Genomic DNA, 15,772 nt, shown 5'->3' with positions numbered 1-15,772 from the left:
AAGCAATAGGATGATGATCGTAATTTAAAAAGTCAAGACCTTTGATGTCGATCGACATCTATGTACGCTTGACCGCAGAGCGTCAATTGAGGAAGGGGCGGCCGATCGTGCGGGTCACCAAGGCGCAGGCAGAGCGCAACCGTGCCCACATCGTCGCGACGGCCGCCAGGCTGTTCCGTGAGCGCGGCTACGACGGTGTCGGTGTGGCGGAACTGATGGCAGCCGCCGGGTTCACGCATGGCGGGTTCTACAAGCACTTCCGCTCCAAGGCCGACCTGATGGCCGAAGCGTCCGCTAGCGGGCTCGCGCAGACCGCGGCGCGGGCGGAAGGCCTGGACCCCGCGGAGTTCGTCGAGCGCTACGTCTCGCGGGAGCATCGCGACGGGCGCGGTGATGGCTGTGCCGTCGCGGCTCTCAGTGGCGACGCGGCCCGTCAGCCGGTGGACATCAGAACAGAGTTCGCGGCAGGGATCGAGAAGCTGCTCACGGCCCTCCAGGCCCATGGCGGCACGCGGGGGGACATGGACCAGGATGCGGCCCGAGCCCTGGTGATCGACACGCTCGCCCATTCGGTCGGCGCGGTCATGTTGTCGCGGGCATGCCCCGACGGTTCTCCGCTGGCGGACGAAATCCTCGAGGTCTGCCGCGCGGAGATTCTTGCGTCACTGACACACGGCAACGTCGACGGGGCGGAGGCGGGGGGCCCGGAAGTCTGACCGCAGCCGAGTGGTTTTGTCGGGTTGCGCGGCGCGGATCGCGGTGACGTACCCGCTGTTCCGGCGTCGAGGGCGACGACGCCGTAGTGCGTGCTCATGAGGTGCCCCCTTTCCGGGGCCTTGATGGGTGGCGCGTGGAGCGAGCGGTCATGCGGCGCGGTGGTGGGGCGCCAGGGTGGCGTGGATCTGGTCGCGGATGTCGGCGAGGACGGCATCGTTGCTGCGGTGCAGGTGCACGGTGGCGGTGGTGCTGATGTGGATGATCGCGGTGATCACCCGTGCCAGCGTCGCCGCGTCGGCGGCGCCGACGTGCTCGTCGCGGGTGAGCAGGCCGGTGATGCCGTCCTCGAGGCGGCCGGCAAGGGCCAGGCCCGCTTGCCGGTAGGGCTCGGTCGGGTCGCCGAAGACGAGTTCGTGCAGGTATGTGCGGCCGTTCTCGATGTGCTCCCTCGCGCACTCCACGACGGGACGGATGAGAGCGATGACCCGCTCCAGCGCGCCCTGTCCGACGGCGGTGTTCGCGGCGGCGAGGCCGTCGTCGATGGCGGCGGCGAACTTCTCGTTCTGCACCATGATCAGCAACTCGGCTTTGGTGGACGCGTACAGGTAGAGCGTCCCGATCGCGACGTCGGCCCGGCGGGCGACCTGCTGCGTCGTGACCTTGTCGACGCCGTGTTCGGCGAACAGCTCGCGGGCTGCGGTCATGATGCGCTCGCCCTTGGCCTGTTTGGCCCGCTCGCGGCGCCCGATCGGCATGTGACCGCTTCCCATGGGACCTCCCTTGACAATATTTCTGAGTGCACTCATAGTTGAGTGTACTCGGATTGATTGAGCGGGGCGAGACCCCGAATGCCACACCGGGTTGGCCGACCCGATCGCAAAAACGGATAAATAGGACAAATTCGAGGAGTGGCGCCCCATGCGAGCGTTCGTCGTCACCAAATACAAGGAGCCGCTGCAGGAGGCGGACGTCCCCGAGCCCACCGTGGGGGAGCGCGACGTGCTGGTGCGGGTGGAGGCCGCCGGGCTGAATCAGCTGGATGAGAAGATCCGTGCGGGTGAGTTCAAGCAGGTCCTGCCCTACAAGCTGCCGCTGATCCTGGGCAACGACGTCGCGGGCACCGTCATCGGTGTCGGGACGTCGGTTCGCGGCTTCAAGCCCGGAGACGAGGTCTACGCCCGGCCCGACCAGGACCGCATCGGCACGTTCGCCGAGCGCATCGCCGTCGCGGAGGGCGACGTGGCGCTCAAGCCCGCCTCGATCAGCATGGAGGAGGCCGGCTCACTGCCGCTGGTGGCGCTCACTGCGTGGCAGGCGCTGGTGGAGCGCGGGAAGGTGCGGCCCGGGCAGAAGGTTCTCATCCACGCCGGCGCCGGCGGAGTCGGTTCGATCGCGATCCAGCTCGCCGCGCACCTCGGGGCGAGCGTCGCCACGACCGCCAGCGCTTCCAACGCGCACTTCGTGCGCGCGCTCGGCGCGGACACGGTGATCGATTACCGCACCCAGGACTTCGAGCAGCTCCTGACCGGCTACGACCTGGTGTTGGACAGCATCGGTGGGGAGACCCTCGAGAAGTCCCTGCGGGTGCTCAAGCCCGGCGGCAAGGCCATCGGGATCGCCGGTCCCCCGGACCCCGCGTTCGCCCGCGAGGCCGGCCTGAACCCGCTGCTGCGCCTGGCGGTCGCAGGCCTGAGCGGCAAGATCCGCAGGCAGGCGAAGAAGCTCGGTGTGACGTACGAGTTTCTGTTCATGCGCGCCAGCGGCGACCAGCTCCGCCAGATCACCACCCTCATCGACGAGGGCGTGGTGCGTCCGGTCGTGGGCAAGGTGGTCCGCTTCGACCAGACCCCGCAGGCGCTGCAGTCCCTGTCCCAGGGCGGCATCCGCGGCAAGGCCGTCATCGGCAACAACTGACCCAGCTCACCCCGCCGCAACCGCGACGGGCGACACAAGACAGACCAGGAGAATCCGCCATGAGCAGCACCGACACCCCGAACGAAGCCGTCATCACCTCCTACGCGAAGGCCCCGGCCCGCACCGTCAGCGCCGGCGGCGTCAGCTACGCGTACCGCGAGCTGGGGCCGAAGGGCGGCATCCCCGTCGTCTTCTTCGTCCACCTCGCCGCGACCCTGGACAACTGGGACCCCCGCATCATCGATCCCATCGCGAAGGGCCGTCACGTCATCGCTTTCGACAACCGCGGTGTCGGGGCCTCCACCGGCCAGGTGCCGGACAGTGTCGAGGCGATGGCCGACGACGCCTACACCTTCATCAAGGCGCTCGGGTACGACAAGATCGACGTCTTCTCCTTCTCCCTCGGCGGCATGGTCGCCCAGGCCCTGGTGGTGAAGCACCCCGAGCTCGTCCGCAAGCTGGTCCTCACCGGCACGGGGCCCAAGGGCGGCAAGGACATTGACAAGGTCGCCAGAGTCACCTACTGGGACGTCCTGCGTGCCACGTTGACCCGTTCGGACCCCAAGGAGTTCCTGTTCTTCAACCGCAACGCCACCGGCAAGCCCGCCGCCCGCGCGTTCGTCAACCGGCTCAAGGAACGCACCGTCGACCGCGACACGGACATCAAGACCAAGGCGTTCCAGACACAGCTGAAGGCGATCAAGAAGTGGGGGCGCTCCGCCCCCGACGACCTGTCGACGATCACGCAGCCCACTCTGATCGCCAACGGCGACAACGACCGCATGGTGCCCTCGGTCCTGTCGGAGGACCTGCACCGGCGCATCAAGGGCAGTGAGCTGATCATCTACCCCGACTCCGGGCACGGCGGCATCTTCCAGTACCACCAGGAGTTCGCCCCCGTAGCGGTCGAGTTCCTGGGCCCGATGACCACCACCTGACCAGGAAAAGACGGCAACATCATGAGCACGTCACCGGTCGCTGCGCCCCCGGAAGTGAAGAAGCCGCTCACTTCCTCGATCCTGCTGCGGGTGCGCACCGACCAGCCCCGCCAGACCGGCATGGACCGCTGGAAGGGCCCGCACTCAGGGATCATCTCCGCCACCCCGGGCCTGGAGGAGTACCGGCAGATCCACCTCGCCGAGCACAACACGGGCCTGTGGCCGGCCATCGACGGGGTCCGGACCGCGATCCCCGCCGACCGGAAGATCGACCGCGTCGCGGAAGTCACCTTCCCATTGGTGCTTGCACCCCTGAAAGGGCGCAAGCAGACGAAGCTGGCCTGCGCCGACGAGATCAACGTGTTCCGCCGCACCCTGCTCTACACCGGCCCGCCGAACTCGTCCCGCTGGTACGACGTCGCAGGCCCCGGACAGACGGTCGGTGCCCGAACGCTGATCTAACTGCGCCGCAGGGACGGGGTCGGCGCCGGCGCCTTCCGGAAGTTCGTCAACGAGCAGCTCGCAACCGCGCTCGCCGGCACCGGAGTGTTGACGGAACTGCGCACCCAGACGTTCCTGCCCTGGAGCGAAAAGCTCTGGGACACCCCTAACGTCGCTCACGACAACCCCCACGACCAGCACTTCCACGCCTCCCTGAGCCTCTGGTTCGCCGACACCGCGGCACGGGACGCCTTCTTCACCGGCAACGCGATCGAGGACCTGTCCAACCGTCTGGCACCGCAGGTCTCCACGATCCACGCCTACGACGTCACCGCCGCCCTCACCTACGTCAAGAACGGCGACATCCTCCCGCACTACGAGGAGTGAGCGGCGCGCACAGACGGGAAGCGAGACCACCGGATCTGCTCGGCAGATCCATCCGCCCCGGCTTCCCGGCCCTCCTCGCGCCCCCGTCGCCATCTGTTACCCACCACGTATCCGGAGCCAGCCATGAGCGAGCCCAGCACCATCCACTACGAGCGCACCTCACCGCAGATCGCGAAGATCACCTTCGCCAACCCGCCCGTCAACCTCATCACCGGCGAGACCGTCCTGCGCCTCATCGAGATCGTCACCGAACTGGCCACCGACCCGGACATCCAGGTCGTGCTGTTCGACAGCGCCACCCCCGACTTCTTCTACAACCACTTCGACCTGGCCGCAGCAGCCGACTTCCCCGCCCCCGAGGACCAGGACGCGGTGCCGGCATGGACGAATCTGGTCCTGGAACTCTCCAAAGCGCCCTACATCACCATCGCGGCCATCCGGGGACGCACCCGGGGCGGCGGGAACGAGCTCGCCCTCGCCCTCGATCTGCGCTACGCCAGCCGTGAGAAGGCGATCTTCGGACAGCCCGAGGTCGGCAGCGGACTGCTGCCCGGCGGTGGCGGCAGCGAACGCCTCCCCCGGGCCATCGGACGCGACCGCGCCCTGGAAGCCATCCTCACCAGCGACGACTACGACGCCGACACCGCCGAGCATTGGGGCTGGGTCACCCGCGCCCTCCCCGACAGCGAACTCGACGCCTTCGTCGGCACCGTCGCCGCCCGGCTCGCTTCCTTCGACCGCACCTCACTCGCCTCGGCCAAAGCCCAGATCAACCGGGCATCCCTGCCCCCGGACGCGGACCTGGTCGCCGCGTACCGCGAGTTCAGCCACTCCCTCACCCTCCCCGGTTTCCTCACCCGGGCCCCAGGCACGCAGGCCCTCGCCGAACAAGCCGGCATCGACTTCGAATACCGTCTCGGGCACCACATCGGCGTCGCCAACCAGCAACGCTGACACCCGGCAGGAAGCGAGCACGGACGCAGCAGATGCCGCGGCCGTGCTCGTTTTGTGGCGAGTCCCATCTGGGTCGTCGTACGCGTGCCCGATGGGGGAGGGGAACGATGGCGCGAAGCCCGGTCACCATCGAGGACGACCGACGGATCGGGGCTGCTGCGGACGCGGTGCGGTGTTCGACATCTTCCGTACCGTGGTCCAGGGCTCACCACGCAGTGGCGCGGCCCGTACGCCGACAGGGCTGCGGGTGGTGTGGGGGAAGAAGTGTCCTTGGCGGTCGCTGGACCAACTGCGCCGGATGGTGCTCGACGAAGCGCTCGCCGGGCATGGCCTGTCCGAGTTTCACCGACACCGACCGGGGTGAACTCGCGGCACCTGGCATCGCCTGCACCCGTGGCCCGACAGCCGCGATGGTCTGTCCTCACGATCGGGACCGAAGGACAAGTTCAGGCGTTCGTGCCGCGCAGGTCCGGGTAGAGCGCCTCGACCGGCCCGCTCAGAGCCGCCTTGACCCCCTGGGTCAACTCGTCGGCCAAGACCTCGTACTCGCCGGCCTCGACCGCGTCGTAGACCGTCGTCACCAGCTGCGTCGCCAGCATCTTGGGTCCCTCGGTGCGCGCGGCCATGTCGGTGTCGACGTAGCCCATGTGCACACCCGTCACGTGGACGCCCATGGGCGCGAACTCGATGCGCAGCGAGTTGGTGGCCGACCACAGTGCGGCCTTGGACGCGCTGTAGGCGCCGCCGAAGGCATACCAGCTGGCAACGGAGTGCACGTCGATGAGGATTGCCCCCTTCTTGGCGGCGAGGACCGGTGCGAAGGCGCGGGCCAGGAGGACCGGTCCGAAGAAGTTCGTCTCCATGTTCGCCCGGATGTCCGCCTCGGTGACGTCCAGCAGGCTCGCGCTCGGCGGGGTGGCGCCCGCGTTGTTGACGAGCACGGTGACGTCCGCCGCGGCGGCGACGGCCGCGTCGATCGACGCGCGATCGGTGACGTCAAGGGTCAGAGGGACGATGCGTTCGTCGTCCCAGGCGCGGGGGGAACGGGCGGTGGCGTAGACCTTGACGGCGCCGCGAGCCAGGGCCTCGTGGACGAAGTGGGTGCCGATACCGCCATTGGCGCCGGTGACGAGGACGACTGCTTCATCGAGGGATGGCATGGGGTGTTCCTTCGTTCCAGGGGGATGTGGAGTGCGTTGCTCTGCACGGATGGAGCAACGACTGCTCGCCCTGTCGTGGGAGAATGAGCGTAGCCATATTCGAGCCCACGCGGTACCGAGTGTAATCATAACTGACTAAGGTCAGAATAATATTCCTGGAGGACATCGCCATGGCTGTCGCCCCCCGGCCGGTCGGACGGCGCGAGCGCAACAAGCAGGAGAAATTCGACCGCATCGTCGCTGCCGCGACGGAGTTGTTCGCCGAACACGGCGTCGATGAGGTCACGACCCAGCAGATCGCCGACAAGGCCGACATCGGCACCGGGACCCTGTTCCTTTACGCCAGGACCAAGGGCGAACTCCTCCTCCTTGTCCAAAACGCCAAGTACGTCGAAGCACTTGAGCGGGGCCGGGCGGACGCCGAGACCGTCCCCGGCGTGCTGGACGCGGTGATGGCGATCGTCCGGCCGATCGTGGAGTGCAACCGCCTCCAGATCGACAACGGACGCACCTACCTGCGAGAGATGGTCTTCGGCGACCCCGAGGAGCCCCGGCACGGTGCGGCACTCGCCATCGTCGCGCAGACCGAGGAGGCCGTCGCCGCCGTGCTCCGCCGAGACGAGCGGGTCGCAGAGGGCGACGCCGCGACGCTGGCACACATCGTGTCCGCCGTGATGTTCCTCAGCATGGCGGTGAGCGTGAACATCGCCTTGAGTGTCGAGGAGATCGTGCAGGACATCCGGGGGCAGGTCGACGTCCTGCTGCCTCGCTGAAGCACGGCCGGCCTCCGTCCCGGGCGATCACCAGGATGGTTCTCGGCTGCGCCATGGCTCTGATCCTGACCGTCGCGACCAGGCGCCGGCGGTGGCTCGACCGGCGATCGGCGGGATTCCACCGCACCTGTTTCTCGCCGGCGTTCACTCCGGAAGTAGTTCATCGGCCCGTTCGGCGACCTCTTGCCGCAGGGCGGCCCACAGGGCGCGTACGGCCGGCCGACTGTTTCGGAACCAGGCCGGCAACTACGTGGACGCAGCTGCATATGGCACAACGTGGGCGCGGGCTCGGAAATACGTCCTGACCCGTACAGAACTCGCCTCCCGGCTGGCAAAGCGGCCCTACGATCTCCAGCACGCCGGGATCTCGTTCTGGCTGTACTCCGGCGTGGACCCCGCCGAGTGCGCTCGTCGCGCGGGCCAGAGCATTGAGGTCCTCTTCCGCCATTACGCCAAATTCCTGGACGGCGTCCGAGAACAGGCCAACCGCCTCATCGAGCAGTCCATGCAGGAGTGGGACCGCGTCAGCCGGGGCGCGGAGTCCGAAGGGTGAGTCGGGCTTTGGTCCGTGACTGGTCCGGAAGTCCTGGTCAGGAGTGGGACAGCAGTGGGAGGAAATGGGAGTTATGGCGCAAGTGGGTCCTTGCCCCGGACGGACCGAGAGGAAGGCGCCTGACGGGCAAAAGCCCAGGTCAGGCGCCCTTTCTTGGGTCTCTAGAAGAAGCCCAGCTTCCTCGGCGAATACGACACCAGAAGGTTCTTGGTCTGCTGGTAGTGCTCCAGCATCATCTTGTGGTTCTCGCGGCCGATACCGGACTGCTTGTAGCCGCCGAAGGCCGCGTGCGCGGGGTACGCGTGGTAGCAGTTGGTCCACACCCGGCCCGCCTGGATCGCCCGGCCCGCGCGGTACGCCGTGTTGATGTCCCGGGTCCACACACCGGCCCCGAGACCGTACAGCGTGTCGTTGGCGACCTTGATCGCGTCGTCGAAGTCGTCGAACGACGCCACCGAGACCACCGGCCCGAAGATCTCCTCCTGGAAGATCCGCATCCGGTTGTCGCCCTCGAAGATCGTCGGCTGGACGTAGTAGCCGCCCTTCAACTCGCCGTCGTAGTCGAGACGTTCACCGCCCGTGAGGACCTTCGCGCCCTCCTGCCGGCCGATGTCGAGGTAGGAGAGGATCTTCTCCAGCTGGTCGTTGGAGGCCTGGGCGCCGATCATCGTGTCGGTGTCGAGGGGGTGCCCCGGCTTGATCAACTCGGTGCGGGCGACGGCCGCCTGGAGGAAGTCGGAGTAGTGGCCGCGCTGGACGAGCGCCCGGGACGGGCAGGTGCACACCTCGCCCTGGTTGAGCGCGAACATCGTGAAGCCTTCGAGTGCCTTGTCGAGGAAGTCGTCGTTCGCCGACGACACGTCGTCGAAGAAGATGTTCGGCGACTTGCCGCCGAGTTCCAGCGTGACCGGCTTGATGTTCTCCGAGGCGTACTGCATGATCAACCGTCCCGTGGTGGTCTCGCCGGTGAAGGCGACCTTCGCCACACGCGGGCTGGACGCGAGCGGCTTGCCCGCCTCGACGCCGAAGCCGTTGACGATGTTCACCACGCCCGGCGGCAGCAGGTCCGCGATCAGGCTCATCCAGTAGTGGATGGACGCCGGGGTCTGCTCGGCGGGCTTGATGACGACCGCGTTGCCCGCCGCGAGCGCCGGGGCCAGCTTCCAGGTCGCCATCAGGATCGGGAAGTTCCACGGGATGATCTGCGCCACGACCCCGAGCGGCTCGTGGAAGTGGTACGCCACCGTGTCGTCGTCGACCTCGCTCAGCGAACCCTCCTGCGCCCGGATCGCCCCCGCGAAGTAGCGGAAGTGGTCGATGGCGAGCGGGATGTCGGCGGCCAGGGTCTCGCGGACCGGCTTGCCGTTCTCCCAGCTCTCAGCGACCGCGAGCGGTTCCAGGTGCGCCTCCATCCGGTCGGCGATCTTGAGCAGGATGTCGGACCGCTCGGTCACCGACGACCGGCCCCAGCCCGGCGCCGCCGCGTGCGCCGCGTCCAGCGCCCGCTCCACGTCCTCCGCGGTGCCGCGCGCGATCTCCGTGAACGGCTGCCCGTTCACCGGGGACGGGTTCTCGAAGTACTGCCCGCGAGCCGGCGGCACGTACTCGCCGCCGATGAAGTGGTCGTAGCGCGCCTGGTAGGAGACGATCGCGCCCTCGGTGCCGGGTGCCGCGTAACGGGTCATGCTGGTGTGCCTCCCGGAGCAGTGCTGCCCGCCGTTGGGCAGCTCTCGGCGCGAGGCTAGGAAGCGGGACGTTGCATGTACGTTGCGGTGCCTCCCGTGAGGTACATCGGCTGCGTCACGTCAGCGGCCCGTCCCGCGGGACCAAGGACCGGGTGCCGCCAACTCCGACTCCAGGGCCGCGAGCCGGGAGCGCACCGGTGCCGTCGGGCGTATCGCCGCGAGCGCCCGCCATACGTCGAGGTCGTCCTCGCCCCAGGGCGCGTGCGCCCAGTCGGCCAGCAGGTCGGGGTCGCGGCGGGCGATCAGCGCCGTACGGAGGCCGTCCGCGATGCGAGCCCTGAGCCGTACCACCGCAGGAGCCTGCGAACCCGGCAGCAACGGACCCGTGTACGCCGCCGCGGCTCCCGTGACCGCACCTCCTTCCAGTCGCCGTTCGACCATCGCCACATCGGACTCGACCGGCTGCGTGAGCCGGTAGGGACGCGAGGCGAGCAGACCCGGTCCCAACAGCCTGCGCAGTCTGGCCAGTTCGGCCCGCAGCGTCACCGGCGGCACCGACTCGTCCTCGTACAGTGCGCACAGCAGCTCGTCGCCGGTCAGTCCCTCGGGATGCCTGGCCAGCAGCACCAGGATCTCGCTGTGCCGACGGCTCAGCCTCATCTTGCGTCCGTCGACGCACAGTTGGGCCTCGTCCCGGCCGAGCGCCGTCAGCTCGGGTCCGTCCACCGACGTCTGCTCCGGGGCGAGCAGCGCCAACTGGGACTCGGCGGCGCGCGCCACCGCCTGCACGAAACCCAGGCTGTGCGGATGCGCCAGCCCGTTCCCGCCGGTGATGTCCACGGCTCCGAGTACCCGCCCGGTGCGCGGGTCGTGCACCGGAGCCGCCGCACACGTCCACGGCTGCACCCGCCGGATGAAGTGCTCGGCCGCGAACACCTGCACCGGCCGGTCCACGGCGACGGCCGTACCCGGCGCATTCGTCCCGACCGCGCTTTCCGCCCAGCGCGCACCCGGCACGAAGTTCATCCGGCCGGCCTTCCGCCGGGTCGCCGGATGTCCCTCGACCCACAACAGCCTGCCCTGTGCGTCGCACACCGCGAGCAGATGCTCGCCGTCCGCGGCGAAGGTGCCCATCAGCTCCCGGATCAGCGGCATCACCCGCGCCAGCGGATGCTGCGCGCGGTAGACGCCCAGGTCACCGTCCGTGAGCTCCACGTTCGCCGTGCCCTCGGGACCGACACCGGCACGCGCCGAACGCCGCCAGGAGTCCGCCACCACCGAGCGCACCGGCTGCGGCACCGTGCCCGCCACGGCGAAGGTCTCGTGCGCCCGGCGCAGCACCCGCACCCGCTCGGCAGGGTCGGCCCCCGGTTGCAGGGCCACCCAAGGATCGGTCAACTCGGCCTCCCAGGAAGGCGATACGGCGTCGCGAGTACCGCGACACCGCGGTGACACGCCCGCGATACGGCGGGGAAACGCCTGCGGACATCGTCACTCCGGGGAAGGGTACGGACAACCGTTTCGACCGGGCCGGTCCGAACGCGGCACATTCCGGTCGGATCAGGCGTGGAGCGGGCGCGGATCGGACTCCGGCCGGCGCGGATCAGGCCGAAGCGACCAGCTTTGTCGGACTGAAGTGACCGGCCTTGTCAGAGCGAAGCGACCGGTCTTGTCAGGCCGAAGTGACCAGCCTTATATAGCGGGTCCAGTCCCAGTTCGGCCCCGGGTCGGTGTGGTCGGTGCCCGGCACCTCGTAGTGCCCGATGATGTGGGACCGGTCCTTGGGGAGCCCGTACTTCGCGCAGATCGCCGCCGTGAGCCTGGCCGACTGCTCGTAGAGCGCGTCGGTGAAGTACGCGGGCTGATCCACCCAGCCCTCGTGCTCGATTCCGATGCTGCGGGTGTTGTAGTCCCAATTCCCCGCGTGCCAGGCGATGCTGGCCTCCCGGACGCACTGCGCCACATGCCCGTCGACCGATCGCACGAGGTAGTGCGCGGACACCTTCTTCTTCGGATTCTGGAAGATGGACAGCGTCGAGGAGTACGTCTCCTGAGTGACGTGGATGACCACGTAGTCGACGGGATAGCTGCCGGGGCGGCTGGACGCCGTGTAGTTGGAGGACGTCGCCGGCTGCCACTCGGCCGACGGATAGTCGACGGCCTGCGGCTGTGCGTCGGCCTGTGGGGCGGGGAGTAACGCGTAGGGGACGGCGGCGAGGGCGGCGCCCTTCAGGAGCCATCGCCTGCTCGGGAGCGGTGTTGCCCGTTCCATGGTCGGGTTGCCTTTCGGTTCAGTGCCGGAGGGCCGCCGCGGTCTCACGCAACCGCGCGTGCAGCCCTCGGTGAGTCTCGCGCGCGGGCAGCCACTCTTTGCGGATCTTGGCCACGCAGGTGTAGTTGGTGTCGCACACGTTGGCCAGCGGCGATTCGACCGCCTGGGTGGCGAATTGATAGGCGTCCAGTTCGCTGAACCCGTAGTCCCGCACCAGCCACCGCACCAGATCGAGCTGGGAGATGCGGAACGCGTCCTCCAACGGGCGTGCCGAACCCGTCGAGATGATGTGCGTGTCCGACTCGATGCGCGGCCAGGGAGTCGCGACGCCCTTGAGCAGTTCCACGATGACCACGGTGTTCATCGCGCACTCGACCGCGACACCACAGGTCTCACCCTCGCCCTGCCGGGCGTGCCCGTCACCGAGGCTGAGGAGCGCGCCCTCGACGTTGACCCCGAGATAGCAGGTGACTCCGGCCCGCATCTCGGGCGTGTCCATGTTGCCGCCGTGCGCGTCGGGCACCAGCGCCGACCGCACCTCCAGGTTGGCCGGGGCCACACCCACCGTGCCGTGCATCGGATCCAGAGGCAGCTCGATCTCGATGTCGCTGTCCCGCGCGCGGAACAACGCAGTACGACGGGTGCGGTCCAGCTGCCAGATCCAGACGGTCTCCGGAAGCGGCGGCTGCAGTGTCGCCGTGGTGTGCGTCGACGTGAGCGCGCCGAAGAGGGGGACCGTGGTCGAGGCGGCCCAGTCGCGGGCCGGTTCGATCGACACGAAGTGCACGGCGACCGTGTCGCCCGGCTCCGCGCCCTCCACATGGAAGGGGCCGGTCTGCGGGTTGAGGAACGGGAACTCGCACACCTCGGACACCAGGTCCTTCTCGGACCGCACCCGCCCGGCGAAGCAGTCCTCCGTGTACAGGTCGAGAACCGTGCCGGGCGCGATGCGCGCCACGGCCGGCGCACCGCCGAACGTCCAGGCGTACTCGCCCGGTTCGGGCCGCACCGTCAGGATCCGGGGGTCGTTCATGGCTGTACTGCTCCGTTCTGAGGAGAACCGCTGGAGGCGCGTTCGTCTAGATGGACACGGGCGGTCTCGGCTATTCGCTCGGGGTGGCGCCGTAGCAGAACCAGCAGCACCGCGACCCCTGCCGCCATCCAGACGCCGACGACCGGGCCGGCGTACGAGACGGGAGCGGTCAGCTCGGTGACGAAGTCGAAGACCGGGAGACCTGCCGCGGTGAGCAGGGCCGGGACGAATGCCAGGATCCCAAGGAGGGGCACCAGCAGGTGTCGTACCGGCTTGAGCAACTCGCGTCTGCGGCGCAGGAAGTAGCCCGGGCATGCGAGGTTCACGACGATGTAGACGCCGATGACGACCGTGACGATCACCGTGGCCAGGAGGAGGAACGCCGTCACCGGGTCGTAGCCGAAACCGAGGCCCAGTACGGCGCCCACCGCGACGACGGTCTGCACGGCGATTCCGGCGACGGGGGACCGGTGGCGGGGGTGCAATGCGGCCAGGACGCGGGGGAGTACCCGGATGCGGGCCAGGGCGAAGGCGGTGCGGGTCGAGACGGTGGCGCACGCGTTGGCGTTGGCGATCGTGGAGTTGACCACGGCCAGGAACACCAGCACCCAGAACAGGCCGAACGACGCGCGCGCCACCCCCTCCCAGGACGCCGCGCCGGAGGCACCGAATCCGGCGAAGCGGTCCGGGCCGAAGTACACCGTCATGGCGTAGGTCGTCAGCACGTAGAAGAGGCCGATGCCGAGGGCCGCGCCGAGTACCGCGCGGTGCATCGTCCGGCGCGGGTCCCGGGTCTCCTCGGCGAGCGGTGCCGCGGCCTCGAACCCGGCGAACGCGAGCACTGTGTAGACCGAGCCTGCGAAGACCCCGCCGAGACCCGAGTAGTCCTTCCCGGTGTGTGAAGTGCCGAACACGGACAGGGTGTTGGCGCTGCCGGCCCTGCCGATCAGCCAGAGGGCGAAGACCAGGAAGACAAGGATCTCGAAGACCCCGAGGACCGTGCCGAAGCGGGCGGAGGCGCGCACTCCGAACCAGCCGGCCGCCGCGATGACCGCAGCACCCGCGAGCGCCCACGGCCACCACAGGCTCTCCGGATACGAGGACCACTCCTGGTGCAGGGTGCCCGCCGTGGTGAAGCCGAGTTGGAGGAGCAGCAGCGGTGGGACCAGTGCCTCGACGAAGACATAGCCCCAGCCGACCAGGAAGCCGACGGCCGGATGCAGTCCCTGCGCCGCGTACGTGGCCACCGAACCGGCGGCGGGCAACTCCCGGGCCAACTCCGCAACGCAGGACGCGGTGAACAGGCAAGCGACCAGCGCGATCAGTACCGACAGCGGCAGACTGCCGCCCGCGAAGGCCGCGCCCGACGGGATCGACGCGGCGACCGCGGCGGCCGGCGCCATCGCCGTGACGCTCTGGAAGAGAACCTCGCGCAGACCGACGGCATCCCGCCGCAGCCCTTGAACTGTCTCCGCCGACACGTGAATCCCCCCCTCGCCCACCTGTCCGTCCGTGCACGCCGGCCGTCGTCACGTCACGACGGCTGCGCCTCGCGTGAATCACGGTACGGCGCTTGCGGGTCGGGCAGTAGGGCGTGGTGGGCTTCCGTGGACGACGGAGGGTCTGTGGAAAACCCGGCCACCCGAACGAGCGAAGGCCGAGTGAAGTCGGCTGTGTTTCAGGCCTGTTCGGCCACGATGTCCACAGCCCGTGCGGTCGCGGTCGCCCCGGTCCGTTCGGCCACCGCCGCAGGGTCGTCGAGCACGGCCCGCACCACTGAGTGCGCGGCGCCCAGCAGCGGACCCTCGGGACCCAGCAGCGACACCGACACCGGACAGGGCGGCCCCGCGGTGCGCCGTGCCAACTCGGCCTCCAGCGACGGCAGCAGCCAGGGCGCCAGCCCGGACAACGCGCCGCCCAGCACCACCAGTTGAGGATCGAGCAGATTGACCGCGCCGGTCAGCGCGATGCCGAGCGCCGTACCCGCGTCGTGCAGGGCACGTCGTACCGCGTCGTCGCCGTCGGCGGCGCGGGTGGCCAGCAGACCGACCCGGTCCGCGCCGGGCTCAAGGCCGGCGGCGCGCAGCACCGCCTCCTCGCCCGCGTACTGTTCCAGGCACCCGCGCCCGCCGCACGCGCACTCCGGCCCGTCCGGACGCACCGGTACATGCCCCAACTCGCCCGCGAATCCCCGGGTTCCGCGCAGCAGCCCGCCGTCCACCACGACCGCCGCGCCGATACCGATCTCGGCCGACACATGCAGGAAGTCACGCGGGGTGGTCTCGCCCAGCCAGAGTTCGGCGAGCCCGCCGAAGTTGGCCTCGTTGTCCACAACGGGCGGGAGTTCGGCGGGCAGCAGGGCGCCGAGATCCGTGTCGTGCCAGTCGAGGTTCGGGGCGCGGACGACCGTACGGCCGTCGCGGGCCACCAGGCCGGGCACGGCGACCGCGAGCCCGGCCGGCCACAGGCCCTCCGCCTCTGCCGCGGCGACGACCTGCCGTACCAGCGCGGTGAGTTCGGCGAGCACCGGCTCGGGGGAACGGCCGCGGTTCACACCGTGCCGCACCGCCCGGGCCCGTATCTCGCCGCGCAGGTCGACCGCGCAGACCGCGAGGTGGTCGACCCCGACCTCCGCGCCGATCCCGGCCGGACCGTGCCCGCTGACGGCCAGCGCCGATCCGGGGCGGCCCACCCGGCCGGGCCGCTCGGGACCCAGTTCTTCGAGGAGTCCGGACCGGATCAGCTCGTCCACCAGCGTCGACACCGCCGCACGGGTCAGCCCGATGCGCGAGGCGACGGCCGCGCGCGAGAGGGGACCCTCGGCGCTCACCGTGTGCATCACCCGGGCGAGATTGCGGCGGCGCATGCCCTGCTGGGTGTCGGGCAGGGCACGTCCGGGCCCGGCGGGGTGCGCCTCGTGCAGCGGTGCGGTCATGCCTCCCTCA

General features: G+C 69.2%; 16 protein-coding genes. 8 read left to right on the top strand and 8 right to left on the bottom strand.

The window, feature by feature from the left end:
* Positions 1-44 precede the first annotated feature (44 nt).
* Entirely contained in the window at positions 45-716 is a 672-nt protein-coding gene (locus ACWDEW_RS15780) for a TetR/AcrR family transcriptional regulator (RefSeq protein WP_450513206.1), read from the top strand.
* Positions 717-863: 147 nt separating this feature from the next.
* Here ACWDEW_RS15780 and ACWDEW_RS15775 read toward each other — a convergent pair whose 3' ends face one another.
* Positions 864-1,487, bottom strand: coding sequence for a TetR/AcrR family transcriptional regulator (locus ACWDEW_RS15775; protein ID WP_450513204.1), 624 nt, complete (start codon positions 1,485-1,487; stop codon positions 864-866).
* Between the two features lie 148 nt (positions 1,488-1,635).
* Here ACWDEW_RS15775 and ACWDEW_RS15770 point away from each other — a divergent pair, with 148 nt between their 5' ends.
* The 5 genes from ACWDEW_RS15770 (at position 1,636) to ACWDEW_RS15750 (ending at position 5,351) form a co-directional block, all read left to right on the top strand.
* Positions 1,636-2,631: an NADP-dependent oxidoreductase gene (locus tag ACWDEW_RS15770; RefSeq protein ID WP_450513203.1), complete on the top strand. Its 996-nt coding sequence runs from the start codon at positions 1,636-1,638 to the stop codon at positions 2,629-2,631.
* A gap of 59 nt (positions 2,632-2,690) precedes the next feature.
* Positions 2,691-3,569, top strand: coding sequence for an alpha/beta fold hydrolase (locus ACWDEW_RS15765; protein WP_450513201.1), 879 nt, complete (start codon positions 2,691-2,693; stop codon positions 3,567-3,569).
* A 21-nt stretch (positions 3,570-3,590) separates the two neighbouring features.
* On the top strand, positions 3,591-4,031 hold the full coding sequence (locus ACWDEW_RS15760; protein WP_450513200.1) for a hypothetical protein: 441 nt from the start codon (positions 3,591-3,593) through the stop codon (positions 4,029-4,031).
* 87 nt (positions 4,032-4,118) lie between these two features.
* Positions 4,119-4,397 carry a hypothetical protein gene (locus ACWDEW_RS15755; protein WP_450513198.1) on the top strand — a complete coding sequence of 93 codons (279 nt, stop codon included), beginning with the start codon at positions 4,119-4,121 and terminating at the stop codon, positions 4,395-4,397.
* Positions 4,398-4,520: 123 nt separating this feature from the next.
* A complete protein-coding gene (locus ACWDEW_RS15750; protein WP_450513197.1) occupies positions 4,521-5,351 on the top strand; it encodes an enoyl-CoA hydratase/isomerase family protein in 831 nt (276 codons plus the stop codon).
* A 446-nt stretch (positions 5,352-5,797) separates the two neighbouring features.
* Here the strand turns inward: ACWDEW_RS15750 and ACWDEW_RS15745 are convergent, their stop codons facing one another.
* Complete coding sequence (locus ACWDEW_RS15745) at positions 5,798-6,511, bottom strand: SDR family oxidoreductase (protein WP_450513195.1); 714 nt, start codon at positions 6,509-6,511, stop codon at positions 5,798-5,800.
* A gap of 170 nt (positions 6,512-6,681) precedes the next feature.
* On the opposite strand from ACWDEW_RS15745, the gene ACWDEW_RS15740 reads away from it, so the two are divergent.
* The gene (locus ACWDEW_RS15740) at positions 6,682-7,284 is read left to right on the top strand and encodes a TetR/AcrR family transcriptional regulator (protein ID WP_450513193.1); all 603 of its coding nucleotides are present in this window, start codon (positions 6,682-6,684) and stop codon (positions 7,282-7,284) included.
* A 250-nt stretch (positions 7,285-7,534) separates the two neighbouring features.
* Entirely contained in the window at positions 7,535-7,837 is a 303-nt protein-coding gene (locus ACWDEW_RS15735; RefSeq protein WP_450513191.1) for a hypothetical protein, read from the top strand.
* Positions 7,838-7,998: 161 nt separating this feature from the next.
* Here the strand turns inward: ACWDEW_RS15735 and exaC are convergent, their stop codons facing one another.
* The 6 genes from exaC to ACWDEW_RS15705 form a co-directional block, all read right to left on the bottom strand.
* A complete protein-coding gene (gene exaC / locus ACWDEW_RS15730; protein WP_450513189.1) occupies positions 7,999-9,522 on the bottom strand; it encodes an acetaldehyde dehydrogenase ExaC in 1,524 nt (507 codons plus the stop codon).
* A gap of 120 nt (positions 9,523-9,642) precedes the next feature.
* Positions 9,643-10,920, bottom strand: a complete 1,278-nt coding sequence (locus ACWDEW_RS15725; protein WP_450513187.1) for a GAF domain-containing protein — start codon at positions 10,918-10,920, stop codon at positions 9,643-9,645.
* Positions 10,921-11,194: 274 nt separating this feature from the next.
* Entirely contained in the window at positions 11,195-11,794 is a 600-nt protein-coding gene (locus tag ACWDEW_RS15720; protein WP_450513185.1) for an N-acetylmuramoyl-L-alanine amidase, read from the bottom strand.
* 19 nt (positions 11,795-11,813) lie between these two features.
* A complete protein-coding gene (locus tag ACWDEW_RS15715; RefSeq protein ID WP_450513183.1) occupies positions 11,814-12,827 on the bottom strand; it encodes an acetamidase/formamidase family protein in 1,014 nt (337 codons plus the stop codon).
* Positions 12,824-14,308 carry an APC family permease gene (locus ACWDEW_RS15710; protein ID WP_450513182.1) on the bottom strand — a complete coding sequence of 495 codons (1,485 nt, stop codon included), beginning with the start codon at positions 14,306-14,308 and terminating at the stop codon, positions 12,824-12,826. The genes ACWDEW_RS15715 and ACWDEW_RS15710 overlap by 4 nt, the downstream gene beginning before the upstream one ends.
* Before the next feature lie 197 nt (positions 14,309-14,505).
* The gene (locus tag ACWDEW_RS15705) at positions 14,506-15,762 is read right to left on the bottom strand and encodes an ROK family protein (RefSeq protein WP_450513180.1); all 1,257 of its coding nucleotides are present in this window, start codon (positions 15,760-15,762) and stop codon (positions 14,506-14,508) included.
* Positions 15,763-15,772: the final 10 nt, after the last annotated feature.

It is taken from the genome of Streptomyces sp. NPDC001100 (assembly GCF_053598575.1).
This window is presented reverse-complemented; position numbering and strand designations above follow the sequence as displayed.